Annotated in this window: 12 protein-coding genes and 1 pseudogene; 7 read left to right on the top strand and 6 right to left on the bottom strand. The window is 57.6% G+C overall.

The window, feature by feature from the left end; all coding sequences use genetic code 11:
* Positions 1-6: 6 nt before the first annotated feature.
* Positions 7-1053 carry an AraC family transcriptional regulator gene (locus L6D81_RS08520; RefSeq protein WP_236178702.1) on the bottom strand — a complete coding sequence of 349 codons (1047 nt, stop codon included), beginning with the start codon at positions 1051-1053 and terminating at the stop codon, positions 7-9.
* 222 nt (positions 1054-1275) lie between these two features.
* Between L6D81_RS08520 and L6D81_RS29505 the strand changes: the two genes are divergently transcribed.
* Genes L6D81_RS29505 through L6D81_RS08530 form a run of 3 tightly spaced genes read left to right on the top strand, consistent with a single transcriptional unit; the run spans position 1276 to position 3560 of the window.
* Positions 1276-1677, top strand: a complete 402-nt coding sequence (locus tag L6D81_RS29505; protein WP_276574202.1) for an NAD(P)-binding protein — start codon at positions 1276-1278, stop codon at positions 1675-1677.
* Positions 1649-2701 (top strand): SidA/IucD/PvdA family monooxygenase, encoded by a 1053-nt coding sequence (locus L6D81_RS08525; protein WP_276574203.1) that lies wholly within the window; start codon positions 1649-1651, stop codon positions 2699-2701. Before L6D81_RS29505 ends, L6D81_RS08525 begins: the two co-directional genes overlap by 29 nt.
* The gene (locus L6D81_RS08530) at positions 2691-3560 is read left to right on the top strand and encodes an SDR family NAD(P)-dependent oxidoreductase (protein ID WP_236178703.1); all 870 of its coding nucleotides are present in this window, start codon (positions 2691-2693) and stop codon (positions 3558-3560) included. Before L6D81_RS08525 ends, L6D81_RS08530 begins: the two co-directional genes overlap by 11 nt.
* Positions 3561-3739: 179 nt before the next feature.
* Here the strand turns inward: L6D81_RS08530 and L6D81_RS08535 are convergent, their stop codons facing one another.
* The 4 genes from L6D81_RS08535 to L6D81_RS08550 are packed head-to-tail and all read right to left on the bottom strand — an operon-like array spanning position 3740 to position 10203.
* A complete protein-coding gene (locus tag L6D81_RS08535; RefSeq protein ID WP_236178704.1) occupies positions 3740-6781 on the bottom strand; it encodes an efflux RND transporter permease subunit in 3042 nt (1013 codons plus the stop codon).
* Positions 6778-7896 (bottom strand): efflux RND transporter periplasmic adaptor subunit, encoded by a 1119-nt coding sequence (locus L6D81_RS08540; RefSeq protein WP_108538200.1) that lies wholly within the window; start codon positions 7894-7896, stop codon positions 6778-6780. Before L6D81_RS08540 ends, L6D81_RS08535 begins: the two co-directional genes overlap by 4 nt.
* A gap of 16 nt (positions 7897-7912) precedes the next feature.
* Entirely contained in the window at positions 7913-8725 is an 813-nt protein-coding gene (locus L6D81_RS08545; RefSeq protein WP_150689062.1) for a MipA/OmpV family protein, read from the bottom strand.
* Positions 8722-10203: an efflux transporter outer membrane subunit gene (locus L6D81_RS08550; RefSeq protein ID WP_236178705.1), complete on the bottom strand. Its 1482-nt coding sequence runs from the start codon at positions 10201-10203 to the stop codon at positions 8722-8724. Before L6D81_RS08550 ends, L6D81_RS08545 begins: the two co-directional genes overlap by 4 nt.
* A 97-nt stretch (positions 10204-10300) precedes the next feature.
* On the opposite strand from L6D81_RS08550, the gene L6D81_RS08555 reads away from it, so the two are divergent.
* The 3 genes and pseudogenes from L6D81_RS08555 to L6D81_RS08565 all read left to right on the top strand — a co-directional run.
* Complete coding sequence (locus L6D81_RS08555; protein WP_236178706.1) at positions 10301-10990, top strand: response regulator; 690 nt, start codon at positions 10301-10303, stop codon at positions 10988-10990.
* A gap of 5 nt (positions 10991-10995) precedes the next feature.
* Positions 10996-12171 (top strand): sensor histidine kinase, encoded by a 1176-nt coding sequence (locus L6D81_RS08560; RefSeq protein WP_236178707.1) that lies wholly within the window; start codon positions 10996-10998, stop codon positions 12169-12171.
* A gap of 141 nt (positions 12172-12312) precedes the next feature.
* Positions 12313-12689, top strand: a pseudogene (locus tag L6D81_RS08565) (IS630 family transposase); the annotation flags it as partial.
* Between the two features lie 365 nt (positions 12690-13054).
* Here L6D81_RS08565 and L6D81_RS08570 read toward each other — a convergent pair.
* Complete coding sequence (locus tag L6D81_RS08570; protein WP_236178708.1) at positions 13055-14407, bottom strand: MFS transporter; 1353 nt, start codon at positions 14405-14407, stop codon at positions 13055-13057.
* A gap of 526 nt (positions 14408-14933) precedes the next feature.
* Between L6D81_RS08570 and L6D81_RS08575 the strand changes: the two genes are divergently transcribed.
* The gene (locus L6D81_RS08575; protein ID WP_108538195.1) at positions 14934-15461 is read left to right on the top strand and encodes a VOC family protein; all 528 of its coding nucleotides are present in this window, start codon (positions 14934-14936) and stop codon (positions 15459-15461) included.
* Positions 15462-15494: the final 33 nt, after the last annotated feature.

Here is a 15494-nt window from a genome sequence, read left to right on the forward strand (position 1 = left end):
CTGACATCAGGCGGTGCGCTGCGTATTTGGCAACGCACCCGTCCAGCGCTTGAAGGCGCGCCGGAACCCGCGAGCATCGCTGAAGCCAAGGGTGTGGGCGATGTCAGCTATCGACATAACTGTGTTTTGCAGTAAGTCGCAGGCCCGCTCGTGCCTGATCCGATCCAGCAGACCGCTGTACGTCACGCCCAGGTCTGTCAGGCGACGACGCAGGGTACGTTCACTCATGTTGAGCTTCTTTGAAAAGCTCTGCAGGGCTTCAGGGTCGTCGAGGTTTAGGCGAATATGACTGGAGAGGGTTTCAACCAGATCATTGCGCGAGTCACATCGGTTCAACATCTGATCCAATTTGGCCCGCAACGGGTCACACGCCATGTCGTCATAGTCCGGCAGGCGCGCGTTCAACCAATGAGGTTCGCAGATCAAGCGATTTTTCCCGGCCATGAATTTTACCGGGCAACGAAATTCGCGCCGATAGGCTTGGGCGTAATCCGGGCGGGCGTACGCCAACTCTACCCTGAGGGGATTGAAGGCTGGCCCGATAAGCCGCCTTACCACGGATACGGCACTTGAAAAGGCTTCTTCGATCAAGAAGGGCTCAATTTCAAGATCAAACACTTTGGGGGTGACCTCAATGATGAACTCGTTGGGGTGAACGCTGGCACGGTGCTCCAGTAACGCACCGGTATCACCTTGATGTTCAAGGCCATAGGTAATGGCCTCGCCCAGGGTTCTGCAGGTCAGCATGGCCAGGCCTGCTAGTCCCCAGGAGACGGGCGTCTGACGCATGCCGGTAGCGAGCCCCAACGCTGGGTCATTGATCGCGCGCTGCGTTCGAATAATCAGCATCCGGGTCTGCCTATAAGACAAGCGCATGTCCAGGTCAAGCAGCTCGGCATAACCGAAGCCTAGCCCGCGGCAGATGCGCTGCGTCGACAGCCCGCTTTCCATCAACAGGCTGAACAAGGCCCGCGCGACGTTGGGAACCACCACGGTTTCATTCTGCTGGGGATGCTGCGTCCAGTGCTGGGCAGCGGCTGCGGGCTCTAACATAGATCACACGCTCTCCATCGGAATGAGTCTGTAGACGATAGCTTTGAGCCGGTAATCTAACACCTCCCTTTCTGCTATTGCGGGCATGACGGGCTGGTTTCCTGAGTGCGCAGCCTATCTGTCCTCCATGGTCCCCTAAATGGCCGAGAAAGGCTCATCGAACGCACCGGCTTCGCTTTAGATTTCGGTTTAACACTGAACTGAATATCCAAGGAAAGCGTTATGGAATCAGAACAAGACGCAGCGATTATCGACCGAGGAAATGCCGCCTGCATTATTGGCGCCGGGCCGGGTGGGCTGAGTGCCGCACGCGCACTCAAAGCCAAGAAAATCGTCTATGACCAATTTGAGCGGCATTCGGATGTAGGAGGGATTTGGGACATCACCAATGTCGGCACACCGATGTATGACTCGGCGCATTTTATCTCCTCCAGGGATCTATCGGGCTTCGTCGGGCTTCCAATGCCCAAGGACCTTCCGGAATACCCCTCCCACCGTCAAATTGCTCACTACCTCAGGAGCTTCGCTGCTGCCTTCGGGCTGCGTGAGTCTATTCAGTTCAGCACAACGGTGACCCGGATCGACAAGGAACCCGATGGACACTGGTCCGTCAGCCATCAGTGATGGTTCCGCGCGCCGATACCGTTGGATAGTGTTGGCCACCGGGACAAACTGGAAGCCCAACCTGCCATCGTTGCGTGGTGAGTTTAACGGGGAAGTTCGCCACTCCAATTCGTTTCAATCCGGCTCGGAATTTCACGGTAAGAACGTGTTAGTGGCGGGGGCGGGCAACTCCGGCGCAGATATTTCCTGCGAAGCCGCCATCCACGCAAAAGCCGCCTTTAGCAGCATGAGGCGCGGTTACTATTTCATTCCTAAGCACGTGTTTGGTGTGCCTGCCGATGTGTTTGGTGAAAGTGGGCCGCACCTGCCACTGTGGTTGGCCAGGCCCGACTTCAAGTTTTTTTTGAAGCTGCTTGTGGGCGACCTGACCCGCTGGGGCCTGCCAAAGCCTGATCATCGCTTGTTCGAGACGCACCCGATCGTGAACTCGCAACTGCTGCATCATCTTCAGCACGGCAATATTGCGGTGCGCAAAAACATCGACCGGCTGGACGGCGATTTCGTCATTTTTGAAGATGGTGCCCGCGAAAAAATCGACTTGATCCTCTGTGCCACGGGGTTCAAATGGGGCGCGGAATGTGCTGCGCAGTTTTTCGAATGGAAGAACGGCAGGCCTTTACTTTACCTGTCGATGTTCAGCCGCACTCACCGTAACCTTTGCGCCATCGGCTACCTCGATCAGAACTCCAGTGCTTTCAAGCTTTTTGATACCCAGGCGCTCACCCTGGCTGCGTATTTTCGGGCGCAGTTGGATGGGCTCGACACAGCGAGCCAATTCGATCAGTTGATTCAGCGCGACGATTCGGACCTCAGTGGGGGGATTCAGTTTGTTCAATCGGATCGGCATGCGGTTTATCTGGATGCTCGGTCCTTTACAGCCTACCTGGAGATATTGCGCACGCGCATGCATTGGCCACGATTGACTGAGGACGTATATGCGGCCATCAAACTCGATCAGCCTTTCCCAACGATCGCAGCGCCTGTCATTCATGACGTGCTGGGGGAGAGTCTGCATGGCAAGTAATACGTCGTTTACGGGCTGGGTAGCGCTGATCACGGGGGGCGCCGGTGGGCTGGGGTGCGCTATCGCGGCGGCGCTGATCGCCCGAGGCGTCAAATGCCTGCTGGTCGATATTGATGCGGTGCGCCTGGCCCAGGCGGCTACCGCACTCGGCCCCCTGGCATTGACCTACCAGACAGACCTTACCGATCGTGAAGCGCTTGGGGCACTGGTGAGCTATGTGAGTAGTGAGATCGGTCGCCTTGATCTACTGGTCAATAACGCCGGGATACTAAGCAACATTCCTTTTGAGGTCAGGTCTGTCGTGTCGATTGCGTGTGAAGTTCAGCTCAATATGATGGTTCCTTTGGAACTGTGTCAGGCGTTTCTACCCTTGTTGCAGCAAGCCAGTGACGGACGGGTTATTTCAATTGTTTCCTTGGGCGGGTTATTTCCCATGCCGGAAACATGCATTTATTCAGCGACAAAATTTGGTCTGCGTGGCGCCATGTTGTGCTTGGGGTTGGATGGCAAACGCTTGGGCGTAAAATTCACCATTGTGAATCCGTCGGCGACGGAAACGCCGATGTTGATGCGCGAGGCCATTGAAGATGGCAACAAGATGCAGTTTATGGACCCGCCTCAAATGCCCGAAGACGTGGCTAAAACAGTCATCAAAGCGCTGGAAAAACCTCGGCTTGAACTGTTCGTTCGTCCCAGTGAATCCTGGACTGCGCGTTTAGTCATGCTTGTGCCGGGAGTTTTACCGTACGTATTGCCTTTGTTTCGACGCAAGAGCGAAAAGGGACACCGCAACTACGTTGTGTCGCTCGAGCAGCGAGGGTTGATAAGCAAAGAAGGTGAAGGTTGGCGTCTGAAATGATCTGAGGAGCATGAACAGAGTAGGCAAGGACAAAGCAGTCGATGAGTTCTTCAGGGTTTATGAGTGAGCATTTGAATAGGCCAGCAAGTCGACTGCATTTTGTCGGATCGACTCATGCAGTCGACTTGCTGGTCGTGACCTGCGTATGACTGTTACGCACTCGCACTGCCCGAGTTACCTCAGCGCAAAGCCCTCTGGTTTTTATTGAACAACACCACGTAGAGCACAGGGATCAGCCCCAAGGTCACCAACGTGCCCAGCGCCAGGCCACCCATCAGCGTGATCGCCATGCCTTCCCACAGTGGCCCGGCAAAAAGAATCAGCGGGATCAATCCGATAATGCAGGTTAACTTGGTCATGACAATGGGGCGCAGGCGTTTCACGGCGGCATTCACCACGGCCTCGGAAACCGGCAGGCCAACGTGCAGTTCCGCCTCGATACGTTCCAGCAGCAACACCGCGTTGTTGACGATAATCCCTGCCAGGGACAACAGGCCGAACGTGGCCATGAAGCCGAACGGGTAGCCGGTGATCAGCAGCGCGACCGCAACGCCGATTAATACGAAGGGGATTGCGGAGACGACGATCAGCAACTTGCGCAACGAATTGAATTGCCAGACGAACAACAGCAGCATCGCGATCAGCGCGTGGGGCAGGTATTGCAACAGCGCCTGGTTGGCGTCTGCCGAGTCTTCGATTTCGCCCCCCAGCTCAACGCGGTAGCCCGGCGGTAAGGCCAGTGCGGCCACCTGCGGGGCCAGCTGTTCGACGATGGAGGTCGCCGTCAATGAAGGGTTGTGCCCGACCACGGTGATGCAGCGCTCCTGATTGCGGCGCACCAGTGTGGAGGGTTCGCTGGACGCGACGATGTTCGCGATGGCCGTCAGCGGCAGCGGGGTCGAGCCGTCGGCCGGGTAGACCAGAATGCCGCGCAGATCGGGCGAGTCATGGTTGGCCGTGGCGGGTTCGCGCACCACCAGAGGGACGCGTGTTTCGTTGTCCTGCAACGACGAGATCTGGATGCCGCCGAAGTGTAGTTGCAACGCCTGGGCAATCGCTTGGGTGTCTACACCGGCACGGCGCGCACTGTGCTGATCGACCTCGACGGTATAACGCGCCAGTCGCGTGCTCCAGTCATTGTGCACATCCAGTGTGCCAGGCACGTTACGTAAGGCCTGCTCGATCTGGCCGGCCAGGGTGCGTAATACGTTCTCGTCCGGACCCAGCACGCGATAGATGACGACACCGGCCTCGGTGGTGCCCAGGGAAAACCGTTTCGGCTCTGCGCGCAGTTCAGGGTGTTCTTTGAGCAGGTAGCGACGCATATTGGCGATGACCGCGTCGATATCCGTACCAGCGTTGACGCTGACCGTGAAGTACGCGGTTTCCGGTGCCGGCAAGGGCGGGTTGAGGCCCAGCACGATGCGCGGCCCGCCATCACCCACGTAGCCGATGCTGTCGACCACCTGCGGTTCCCTGCTCAGCCACAGGCTGATCTCACGCACCTTTTGCAAGGTTTTGCGCGAGCCGCTGCCGGGCTCCAGGGTGATGGGCACCTGAAACTGCAAGCGGTCCGACTGAGGCAGGAAGTCATAGGGCACGCGCATCAGTTCGAACACGGCGGCGCCCAGCAACACCAGCATGGCAATCAGAAACAGCGCCTTGTGCTGCAGCACACGGCAGATGACGGCCCGATAGCCACGGTAAAAACCGCTGTCGTAGTTACCCTCCGACGCCGCGTGACGCGCAGCCTTGGCGAAATACAGGCACAACAATGGCGTAACCGTGATGCTCAATAACCACGAGCCGAGCAGGGTGAGCGCCAGCACGATGGCCAATGAGCGCAGGTATTCATTGGTGCTGGTCTGGCCCAGAAAGAACGGCGAGAACGCCAGCACAATCACCAGTGATGAGGTCAACAGCGGAATCGCCAGGGTGCGTCCTGCCTCTTCGCAGGCATGGCGCCGTTCTTCACCGGCCTGCAACCGGCGTTCAATGTCCTCGGCGATCACAATACCGTTGTCCACCAGCAAGCCGAGCGCGAGGATGATCGCGGCGATCGATACAGTTTGCAGCTCCACCCCCAGCATGCGCATGGCGATCAACGTACCCAGAATGGTCAGCGGCACGATGGCGCCTACCACCAGCCCGGTGCGCCAGCCCAGAAACAGCATCACCACGGCCATGACGATGACGACTGTCTCGATCATCACATGCTTCATCTTGGCCATTTGCTGATCGACCACATCGGCTTGGAACGTCACCACATGCGCGGCAAAGCCCAGTGGGAGTTGCTTTTCCAACTGCGCCAAACGAGCGCGCAGGGCTGCGCCGAACTGATGAATGTTCTGCCCGGCCGCCATGGACACAGCCAGCACCACGGCGTCCTGGCCCTGGTACACCGCGGCGGTCTGTGGCGGGTCGGTAGCCATCACCGAAACCTGCGCTATGGCGCCTAGCGCAATGGTTTGCGCGGCGCCGGTGGTAATCGGCAATTCGCGCAGTTGATCCACGCTGAGCAGTTCGCCGGTCACGGTGAGGGTCGTGATCTGCCCGCCGATGTTGGCGATGCCGCCAGGCGCCAACACATTCTGCTGCTGCAATTGCTGGAACAACTGTTGCGGGGACAAACCCATGCCAGCCAGGCGCTGCGGGTTGAAATCGATCGATAGTTGTTGGTCTTGGATACCGTGCAAGGTGACCTGGCCAATGCCGGGTAACCCGCCCAATTGGTCGCGCAGGCGCTTCAACGGTCCACGCATCTCGCTCATGCTGTAGCCGGGCGCGGTGACGGCAATGGAGGCGACAGCGACACGCCCGAAATTGTCATCGACAAATGGGCCCTGGGTGCCCGTTGGAAAGTTCGCACCTGCCTCGGCGGCTTTATTGCGTACTTGTTGCCACAGCACCCCCAGGTCCTTGATTTCGTCGCGAGCCGTCACCTGGATCACCACGCTGCCGGGGTGGATGGTGGTCACGATGTTTTTGATCTGCGACAGCTCGCGCAGCTTTTCTTCCGTGGGGCGGGCCAGCAGTTCTTCGACGCGTTCGCTGGGCAACCCGGGGAACTGGATACTCACCAGTGCGTCGCGGATGGTCACCGAGGGCTCTTCCTGGGTAGGGAAGTTCAGGAACGTTGCCACGCCTGCAAGCAGGATCAACAGGGCGGTGAATAATGTCAGGCGGCTCGCACCCAATGCGTGACGGGTCAGATTGATCATTCGGTCGCGCTCAAACGGCTGGAGGACTGAAGCAGGTTGACGGGCTGGCCGTCGTTGAGAAACGCGACGCCGGTGACCACGACTTGTTCGCCATCCTTGAGACCTTTATCGATGGCGACGCGGCCCTGGTCGATCAGGCCAATGGTGATATCACGCAGGGCGACTTTGCCCTGGGCCGGGTCATAGACGAACACCTGTACCTGGTTGGCGTCGCCACCCATGCGCAGGGCCTGCGTCGGGATAGACAGCGAGAGCGGGGCAGTGGGTGCCAGCCTCACGTTGAGGTTCACGCCGCTGGGCAGCGCGAGTTCGTTGGCGATCAGGCGAAAGCGCGCACTTTGCAGCAAGCCGTTCTGCGCGCGCATCGACAGACCTTCCAATACCATCGGCAGGATAGAGGCGGGCGCGGCCGGGTCGACGGCAACGGCGTGGTCCCCAGGTTTGAGGGCGGTGGCCTGTTCCACCGGCACTTGCACGATAACTTGCAACGCGCCGACGGCCTCCAGCTCCATCACGACTTGGCCGGGAGACAGCTCGCTGTACAACTGCGCGGGTCTTGCCACGACGCGACCGTTAAACGGCGCAATGAGTTGGCCCTGGCGCTGATCGCGTCGCACCAGGTCCAGCGCCGCTTCATCGGTGGCCTGCTGCGCAACGGCCGCCTGCCACGCCGCTTCGGCTTGCTCCACGGCGCTGGCGGCGACGCTGCCCTGGGTATACAGCTGTTGCTGGCGGACCTTGTTGAGCTTGCGTTCGGCGGTCTGCGCCACGCTGGCGAACAAGCTGGCCTGCGCCTGTTTCAAGCGTAACCTGACGGCCGCCGTGTCCAGACTCGCCAGCACCTGGCCTTGTTTCACTGCATCGCCAACGTCAACGTTCAACGCTACCAGGCGGCCCGCACCTTCGAAGGCCAGCGCGGCACGCTCGCGTTGCCGTACGACACCGCTCAAGATCGCGCCGTCGGCCTCCGCGGCGTGCACGCTGGCGACTTTCACCGATCTAACGGCCGGCTCCGGCGGCGGTTCCTCGCGCGAGCAAGCCGCCACAATCAGGCAGGCAAGGCCGAGCAGCAGGGGACGGGCCCAGGGATAAAACAGCTGAGGAAAACCACGCATGCCTGGGACCTCGATATTAGAAGGTGTAGTTGATTGCGAACATGCCTAGGCCTGCATTATCACGCATGACCAGCGGGCTCTTGCGGGCCTGGTCGGCGTAATGGGTCAGCGTCAGGCTTACCAGCGTCGACCAGTGCGCGTCCAGGGTGTGTTGCCAGTTCAAGGCGGCGGAGTAGGCATAGATCCCGGCGTCGGCGTCATATCGCCCGTAGAGCGAGCGTTGGCTCTGTGCCTGGGTGACGCCGAAGAAGGTCTGGTTGTAGCGGCCATCACCAGCATGGGCGTCGACGTCCAGGGCCAGGGTATCGCTGTCAGAGTGGAACAGGATGCCTTCCAGGCCGAATCGGTAGCGGTTGCCGCGATGCTCGCCGGCCATGCGCAGTTCGGCTTCGCCGCTGACCGACAGCCAGTCGAACAGTTGCTGGCTGAGGGTGAAGTCGGCGACGGTTGCGCCGTTGATATCACCCAGGCCATTCAACTCGCGCCCGCCCGGGCGTGTGGTGTTGTCCTTTTCCTTGCGGCCCAGGTCGTAGTTGATCGCCATGCTGGCGCCGAAACCGCTGTCGGATTGAAATTGCAGGCCCACGCCACGGGTGGTGTCGGCAAACAGGACCCCGTGCTGGAGACTGAACATCGGCAACACGAGTGCGCGGTAACGGTCGGCGCCCATGTAGCGAGGCGTGACGCCCATGCCAAGCCCGAGGGTAGCCGTGGTTTTGTCGGCTGCCGGAGTGGCATCGGCCGCCTGGACGTTGCTCATGAGTGTGCTGCAGGTTAGCAGGGCGGCGCTCCACAGCACGTGGAGGGTAGGGGGAGTGGTCAAGTTCATGGTGAAACCCTTTCTGCGGAGGAAAACAGCGGTGCGCCGGACAGCGCGCGATATAGCGCCAGGCGGTTGAATAGCAACTGGTAGGCCGCCTTGCGTACCTCTATGGCGGATTCGGCCAGGCGAATTGCAGCGGCCAGGTGTTCCGAGCGCGCGGCCGCACCGGCGGTAATCTGTTGGTCGAGGCGCTTGGCCTTCAGTGCCGTAAACGCCTCCAGATCGATTTGCGTGGTGGCGTTGGCCAAGGCTCGTTGGCGTTGGCTCAACAGGTCGGCGATTTCGCGGAAGGCGTCCTGTACGGTCTTTTCGTATTGGGCGACGGCTGATTGGCGGCGAGCTGTGGCCAGGTCCAGGTTGGCCTGGTTGCGGCCACCGTCGAACAGCGGCAGGTTCAGTTGCGGCGTGAACAGCCACGCGCCGCTGCCGGATGAAAACAAGCTGCTCAAGTGCGGGCTGGCGATGCCGGCACCGGTGCTCAAGGTGATCGAGGGAAAGAACGCTGCACGCGCGGCACCGATGTTGGCATTCGCTGCGCGCAGGGCCTCTTCGCATTGGCGCACATCGAACCGCTGCAACAGTCGCTGTGAGGACAGTTCGACCAGCCATGATGGGGTTTCCAGGTCGATGACGGAGATTTGCGCCGTCTCTGTCGAAGGGGCGGCCTGATAACCGGTGACCCACGACAGCGCCTGCAATGCGCGCTCGTGGTCAGCGCTTGCATCCTGCAATTGCTGGGTGGCGCGACGAACCTCGATGTGTTGGGTGTCGACGGTGTCCTGGGCTACCAGGCCTTCCTTTTGCTGGCCGACGAGCATGCTAAGCAGCTGGTTTTGGTTGTCGGAAATGGACTGCGTGTCGGCCTGCACGCCTGCTTGCAAGCGCTCCTGCAAATACAGTCGGGCTACTTCGACGATCAGCGCCTTGCGCGCGGCCAGGGCGCCGTAGCGCGTCGCCAGGTAGTCATGCTGCGCAGCGTCGGCCAGGCTGCGGACCCTGCCGAAAAAATCCAGCTCGAAGTCCGATACCCCCAAGGAGGCCACTGCGATGTCCTGCCCATAACGCTCGTCGGCAGCCTTGTCGTGCAAGTGCTGGCGGTTGCGTTGCAGCCCTAGTGCCGTCGTGGGCCAGCGGTCGGCGCGGGAAATACCGTACTGGGCACGAGCCTGTTCGACACGCAATAACGCCAGGCGCAGGTCGCGATTGTAGTTCAGGGCCTGATCAACCAACTGGGGTAACTGCGCCGATGAATCCAGTCCGGCCAGCAGCTGTTTTTCTTCCTCGGAAAGCTTTTCTACTTCGTGGGTCATGGTCGAAGGCACGCCGGTAGTGGGTGCGCCTTGCAGGTTGTCTGGCACCGGCAGCGCTGGCGTCTGGTACGCCGGAGCCAGCGAACAGCCGGCCAGCATGCCGACCAGCAGCAAAACCGCGCCGAGGCGTTCAGGCAGTTTGATAGGCTTGGACAGCGGTGCACTTGTCGGCATAGGATCGGTTCGCGAAAGTTTGGCGTAAGGCAATACTGGCAGTGGACTTTCAATAAACCGTTCGTGAATTATCAAGGTTTCATCAAGGGGCTTCTTTGTGTCAGGAAAACGTATCCTTATCGTCGAAGACGACGCCGACAGCGCCAATATTCTGGAGGCCTATCTGCGCCGGGATGGCTTTGAGGTGGCCTTGGCGGAAGACGGCCGACGCGGGTTGGACCTGCACGAAAGTTGGTGCCCCGATCTGATATTGCTCGACGTGATGCTGCCGCGCTTGAGTGGCACTGAGGTGCTGTCCGCCGTGCGTCGCAGCAGTGACACGCCGGTGATCATGGTCACGGCCATGGGCGACGAACCGGAAAAGCTCGGCGCTTTGCGTTATGGCGCGGACGACTATGTGGTCAAGCCCTACAGCCCGCGAGAGGTGGTAGCGCGGGTGCATGCGGTGTTGCGGCGTACCGCGGGCAGCCAGCCGGTAGAACAACTGCTGCGCCATGGGAACCTGCGGGTGGACCTTGCCGCTTTTACTGCGGCCATTGAGCACTGTGGTATGCCATCGCAGTTGCTGGACCTCACGCCGACTGAATTCAAGCTGCTGGTCACGTTGCTCAAGACTCCCTCCAAGGCCTTCACACGCGATGAGTTGCTGGAAATCTGCCTGCCGGAAAGCGAAGCCCTGGCCCGCGTCGTCGACGCCCACGTGCATAACCTTCGGCGCAAGCTCGAAACCCATGGCATCGCCGGGGTGTTGGTGACAGTGCGCTCCATTGGCTATCGGTTCCGGTAAGCAGCATGCTTGAGCAATCACGGGTCAACGACAAACCTTTGTGGCGCTGGGTCGGCATGCGCATGAGCCTGTTGGCGATCGGCGCCGTGGTGGCTATCGCCTTGTGCATGTGGATCAACTTCAAACTGTCTGACCGGTATTTTTTGCAACACTTGCCGCCGGCGGCGCGCAAGGAGTTGCTACAACTGCGCGCCGAGCCGCAGCTCAACGAGGTACGCTTGCGCCAGCTGGTTGCCGAATATTACCCGGTGGAGTTCTTCCAGCCGAACATCGCCAATCGTGACTGGCTGATCCTGGTCGGTCTGGTGCTGGCCGCCATCCCGATCATCATCGTCTGTGGCTTGTGGTTTTCGCGCCCCTTGTCCAGCCAGTTCTCGGCGATAGCCCAGGGCGCGCGTCGGGTCGCCGGCGGTGATTTCTTCACGCGGCTGCCGAGTCATCCACACACCCCCGACGAGCTGCAACGGCTGGTCAGCGACTTCAACAGCATGACGACGCAATTGGAGCGTTATGAGCGGGATGTGCATGAGTCCAGCGCGGTCATCGCCCACGAACTGCGGACACCGTTGAATGCCGCCATGGGGCGCGTGCAGGGCATGCTTGATGAGGTCTTCCCCAGTAACGCTGCGCAGTTGGGCATGGTCAAGCGACAACTCGATCAACTCAGGAAACTGGTGGATGATCTGCATCTGCTGTCTATGGCCAGGGCGGGGCGGCTAGTGCTTGAATGCAGCGACTTTTCCCTGGCGGCTTTGGTGAGCGAACGGCTGGCCTGGTTCCAGCCGCATTTGGATGAGGCAGGCGTGCAAACGCAGGTAAGTATTGCGGACGGGTTTCGTATCCATGCCGATCGCGATCGACTTGGCCAGGTGCTGAATATCCTGGTCGACAACCTGTTGCGCTATGCGGCAGGGGGCGGGGAATTGGACATCATGGCGCGTCAATTCGAAGAGCGCGTTGTGATTGAGATCGGTGACCGAGGGCCGGGTATTGAAACACAGCACCTGGACAGTGTATTTGACCGCTTCTGGCGGGCGGAGCGCTCCAGGGCGCGTTATTCGGGCGGTAGCGGGTTAGGCCTGTCCATCGCCCGTGCGATCTGCCAGGCTCATGGCGGCACCATTGCTGCTAGCAATCGCGCACAGGGTGGCACGCTGATCAGCGCGGAATTTCCGATGTAGGCCTCCAGTTATATGTTTATCGTGTATTGGCGGTTGATTTCCCTGTTGACCCAGTTCGATGGTCAAGCCAGTGTGCCGTTCTCGAAATAAGTTATTGATAATCTCCTCTAAACTTCAACCGTCATCCTTGCCTTGGGGAGCCTGCAGTGGCGCTCCGGACATAACGCTTCCCCCGAAGAAACAATTAAGCTGAAACGGCGAGTCCGCTCTGCGACCGTCGCGTACAGGGAGGGTGGGCGTGTAGGCATAATCCTATTGGCCGCCGAAAGCGAAACCCGAGATAACATTGCGCGGCTGAGCGGCTTCTCCTGCACAACAATTACTCAGTCGTTCAGTGTTTCCAGGCACATCAACCGTTGGACGACAAGCTGGGACGCAAATCATCATTGCCTTCGGCGGCCGTCCGCGGTGTCTTGGAACAGGTCAAGCGACCTTGCATCGGGAAACCGTGCTGGAGCTATCAGAGCATGGCAAGGGCGGCGGGCATTTCCTCGACCACCGCCCATAAACCATGGGCCGTGCTGCTCATGTATGAGCGTGGAGAAGCGCTTCTCTCAAGACACTGCGGCGTACATCCGTGATGGCAAATTTGCTTCTGTGCTTGAGCTGAAGAGATCCATTACAACGTTCTTGGCGTCAGGCGACGCTGAGCCGACCCTCTGCGTTTGGAGTGCTAAGGGAGCGTAGTAATTGAGCAAAGCTCAACTAGTGCGTGAGGGGGCGGATATAGTAAATACTAAGTAAATTATTTCGAGAACAATGCACTAGTGAGATTTATAGGTTGAAGAAAAAACTTTCAATAGAGGTGTTAATGATTAAAAACCCTTTCCCTAACAGGCAAAGGGCTGTCATTGGTTGCATGATCCAGGCTGCGATGACAATTTTAAGAAGTTGTGATGCACGCGTTTAATTTTACGACTCGTTGATCAAATGCTTTGTAAAAAATGAAAATCAGGGCTGCTATGAGGTTCAACGCCGCGGGAATAAGTGAAACAGACATGCTAATCCCTGAAAGTGCGCTTCCCGGCTGGTCGATGAAGCCTTCAGTCGTTTCGACCAAACCGGTGGCCATGAAAATCGCGCCGCTCAAAAGGGCTCCTGTGGCGAATCCTAGCTTTTCTCCCGCAATAAAAATGCCGTTGTACATAGCTTCCGTTGTTAGCTCAGTGTCTGATGTAGTGTTTTCTCGAATGCAGTCTGCCAGCATTGAGAAGGTAAAAACTTGAATGCCTCCCTCGTGCATACTTGCAAGGGTCACTACTGCTAGAAGAGTGGTAAGTGGAGTGGTGGCGCCCACAAAAAAATAGGCAGTGGAGAAGATGACAATCAAGCATAAGCCAGTAATGTAAGCGTAAAATTTTCCGACCAGCCTCCCCAGCCAGACATAAAGTGGTATCACTAGCACTGATGTACCAAATGAGAGCAGAAACAGAAGTGCAAGGAAGTCGGTATCACGTTGCAGGATGTAGGCTACGAAATAGGCTAAGGCAGCCCCAGTAACTCCTGCTCCGACGATGTGTAGGAAATACGCAGATAAAAGCAGAAGAAAAGGACGGTTACTTGAGATTGAGGTCCAAATCTGACGAAAAGAAGGTGGGGTAGTTGTATTTTTTCGAGCTGGCTCACGAGCGGTAACGAAAGTAATCATCGTGGCAAGGGCCATTACTGCTCCCATCGCTATCCCCATAGCGGCATAACCATCTTTGCCTCCACCAAAATGCTCCACAATGAGGGGAGCACCAGCACCCGCTAGAAGACATCCCACCATCGAGTACATCGTCCGGTAGGAGTTCAGCGATGTTCGATCATGGTAATCGGTTGCGATTTCTGAATTAAGCGCCAGGAACGTCACGGGAAAACAAGAAAAACAGACAGTGCAGATGCTGAAGGCACCGATCACAAAGAAAGCAGAGACCGTTGCCGAAGAGAATGGCGATACCCAGATCAAGGCAAAACTTGGCAGGATTGTCAACGCAGCAAACAACATGTAAGGGCGCCGTCTTCCTAGTCGGGTCGTGGTGCGGTCGGACAGTGCGCCGATAAATGGATTGGCGAATAGATCGATGACTTTGGGTAGAAACGCCGCAGCTGTTGCCAGTGCTACTGGAATACCCAATATGTTCGTCATATAGAACATCAGCAAAATGCTAGGGGTGACCGAGTAGATGCCGGATGCAAGGTCTCCAATGGTATAGATCGGATACCAGACAAGGTTTTTCGGTTTTTGAGTGTTCATGTCAGTAAGGCCACCAAAAATTGTGATTTTTGTGAAGGGGGCAGACAATTGTTTGTGGAGGATGGGGTCACTAAGTGCTCGCCGTAGCTCCATTTTCTTCTTGTTAGCGCTCAGGCATTGCTCGTAGCGTCATACCTGGTTGCTTTGACCTGGATGAACGCTTTCTCAGTTAAGCTCTTGCACTGTAATAGTGCAAAAAACTACATCTACTCATCAAATTGCTCCCTTTTCGAAAGAAAAATCGTCCCTGGAAGGCAGCGTTTCATGCTTTTAGTGTGCCCGCTATCCGTAGGCAAACCCAGATTCGATGTCCCTTTACATGCACGCTTGGAGATGGCATTTTTTTTGCATTAACCTGGCGTAAGTTAGCTTTACACGACTAAAATTCCTGGTCAAGGACGATTTATGTGGATTTCACCCAAAAATTCGTTTGCTTCAACAGATTTGCGGCCATATTATCTGACTAAAATAAAAATATGGGTCGCTGAGCTTTGCCACAATCAAGGCTGCCCACAGGAGAAAAGCAATGACTGAATGTACAACAGGTTCCCTGATGCAGATCGCCTATGTCGTTGAGGATATCGATCTTGCAGTCAAGCACTGGGCTGAGAAGCTCGGCGTCGCACCATTCTTTGTCACCCGGCACGCAAAATACTCGAAGCTCACGTATCAAGGTGAGCAAGCCTATTGCGACATCAGTCTCGCGTTTGCTTACTCAGGTGACTACCAGATTGAGCTCGTCCAGCAACATAACGACATGCCATCTGTCTTTCGGGACTTTGTCGAGCGCAATGGGTTCGGGATGCATCATGTCGGGATCCTGGCCGAAGACCTTGAAGAAGAAATACTAAAGCTGGCGGCACGAGGGGTCGATCCCGTACAGCATTGCATTTCTGAGCTGGGGGTTGAGGCGATATTTTTTAACTGCGACCTTCATCCAGGTGGAATGCTCGAATTGATACAGGCGACCCCTGTTCTGAGTGCGGCGTTTAGCTACATGAAGGATGCGGCAAAAAACTGGGACTGCACGAGTCCTTATTTAATCGAATACTGAATTTTCAATACCTAATAACTAATTTTCTAACGA

Origin of the sequence: Pseudomonas sputi, assembly GCF_021603585.1 — a bacterium.
GTDB lineage: Bacteria > Pseudomonadota > Gammaproteobacteria > Pseudomonadales > Pseudomonadaceae > Aquipseudomonas > Aquipseudomonas sputi.

Coding starts and splice junctions, on each gene's coding strand:
- L6D81_RS08520 (WP_236178702.1), bottom strand. CDS start 1,053: ATGTTAGAGCCCGCAGCCGCTGCCCAGCACTGGACGCAGCATCCCCAG.
- L6D81_RS29505 (WP_276574202.1), top strand. CDS start 1,276: ATGGAATCAGAACAAGACGCAGCGATTATCGACCGAGGAAATGCCGCC.
- L6D81_RS08525 (WP_276574203.1), top strand. CDS start 1,649: ATGGACACTGGTCCGTCAGCCATCAGTGATGGTTCCGCGCGCCGATAC.
- L6D81_RS08530 (WP_236178703.1), top strand. CDS start 2,691: ATGGCAAGTAATACGTCGTTTACGGGCTGGGTAGCGCTGATCACGGGG.
- L6D81_RS08535 (WP_236178704.1), bottom strand. CDS start 6,781: ATGATCAATCTGACCCGTCACGCATTGGGTGCGAGCCGCCTGACATTA.
- L6D81_RS08540 (WP_108538200.1), bottom strand. CDS start 7,896: ATGCGTGGTTTTCCTCAGCTGTTTTATCCCTGGGCCCGTCCCCTGCTG.
- L6D81_RS08545 (WP_150689062.1), bottom strand. CDS start 8,725: ATGAACTTGACCACTCCCCCTACCCTCCACGTGCTGTGGAGCGCCGCC.
- L6D81_RS08550 (WP_236178705.1), bottom strand. CDS start 10,203: ATGCCGACAAGTGCACCGCTGTCCAAGCCTATCAAACTGCCTGAACGC.
- L6D81_RS08560 (WP_236178707.1), top strand. CDS start 10,996: ATGCTTGAGCAATCACGGGTCAACGACAAACCTTTGTGGCGCTGGGTC.
- L6D81_RS08570 (WP_236178708.1), bottom strand. CDS start 14,407: ATGAACACTCAAAAACCGAAAAACCTTGTCTGGTATCCGATCTATACC.
- L6D81_RS08575 (WP_108538195.1), top strand. CDS start 14,934: ATGACTGAATGTACAACAGGTTCCCTGATGCAGATCGCCTATGTCGTT.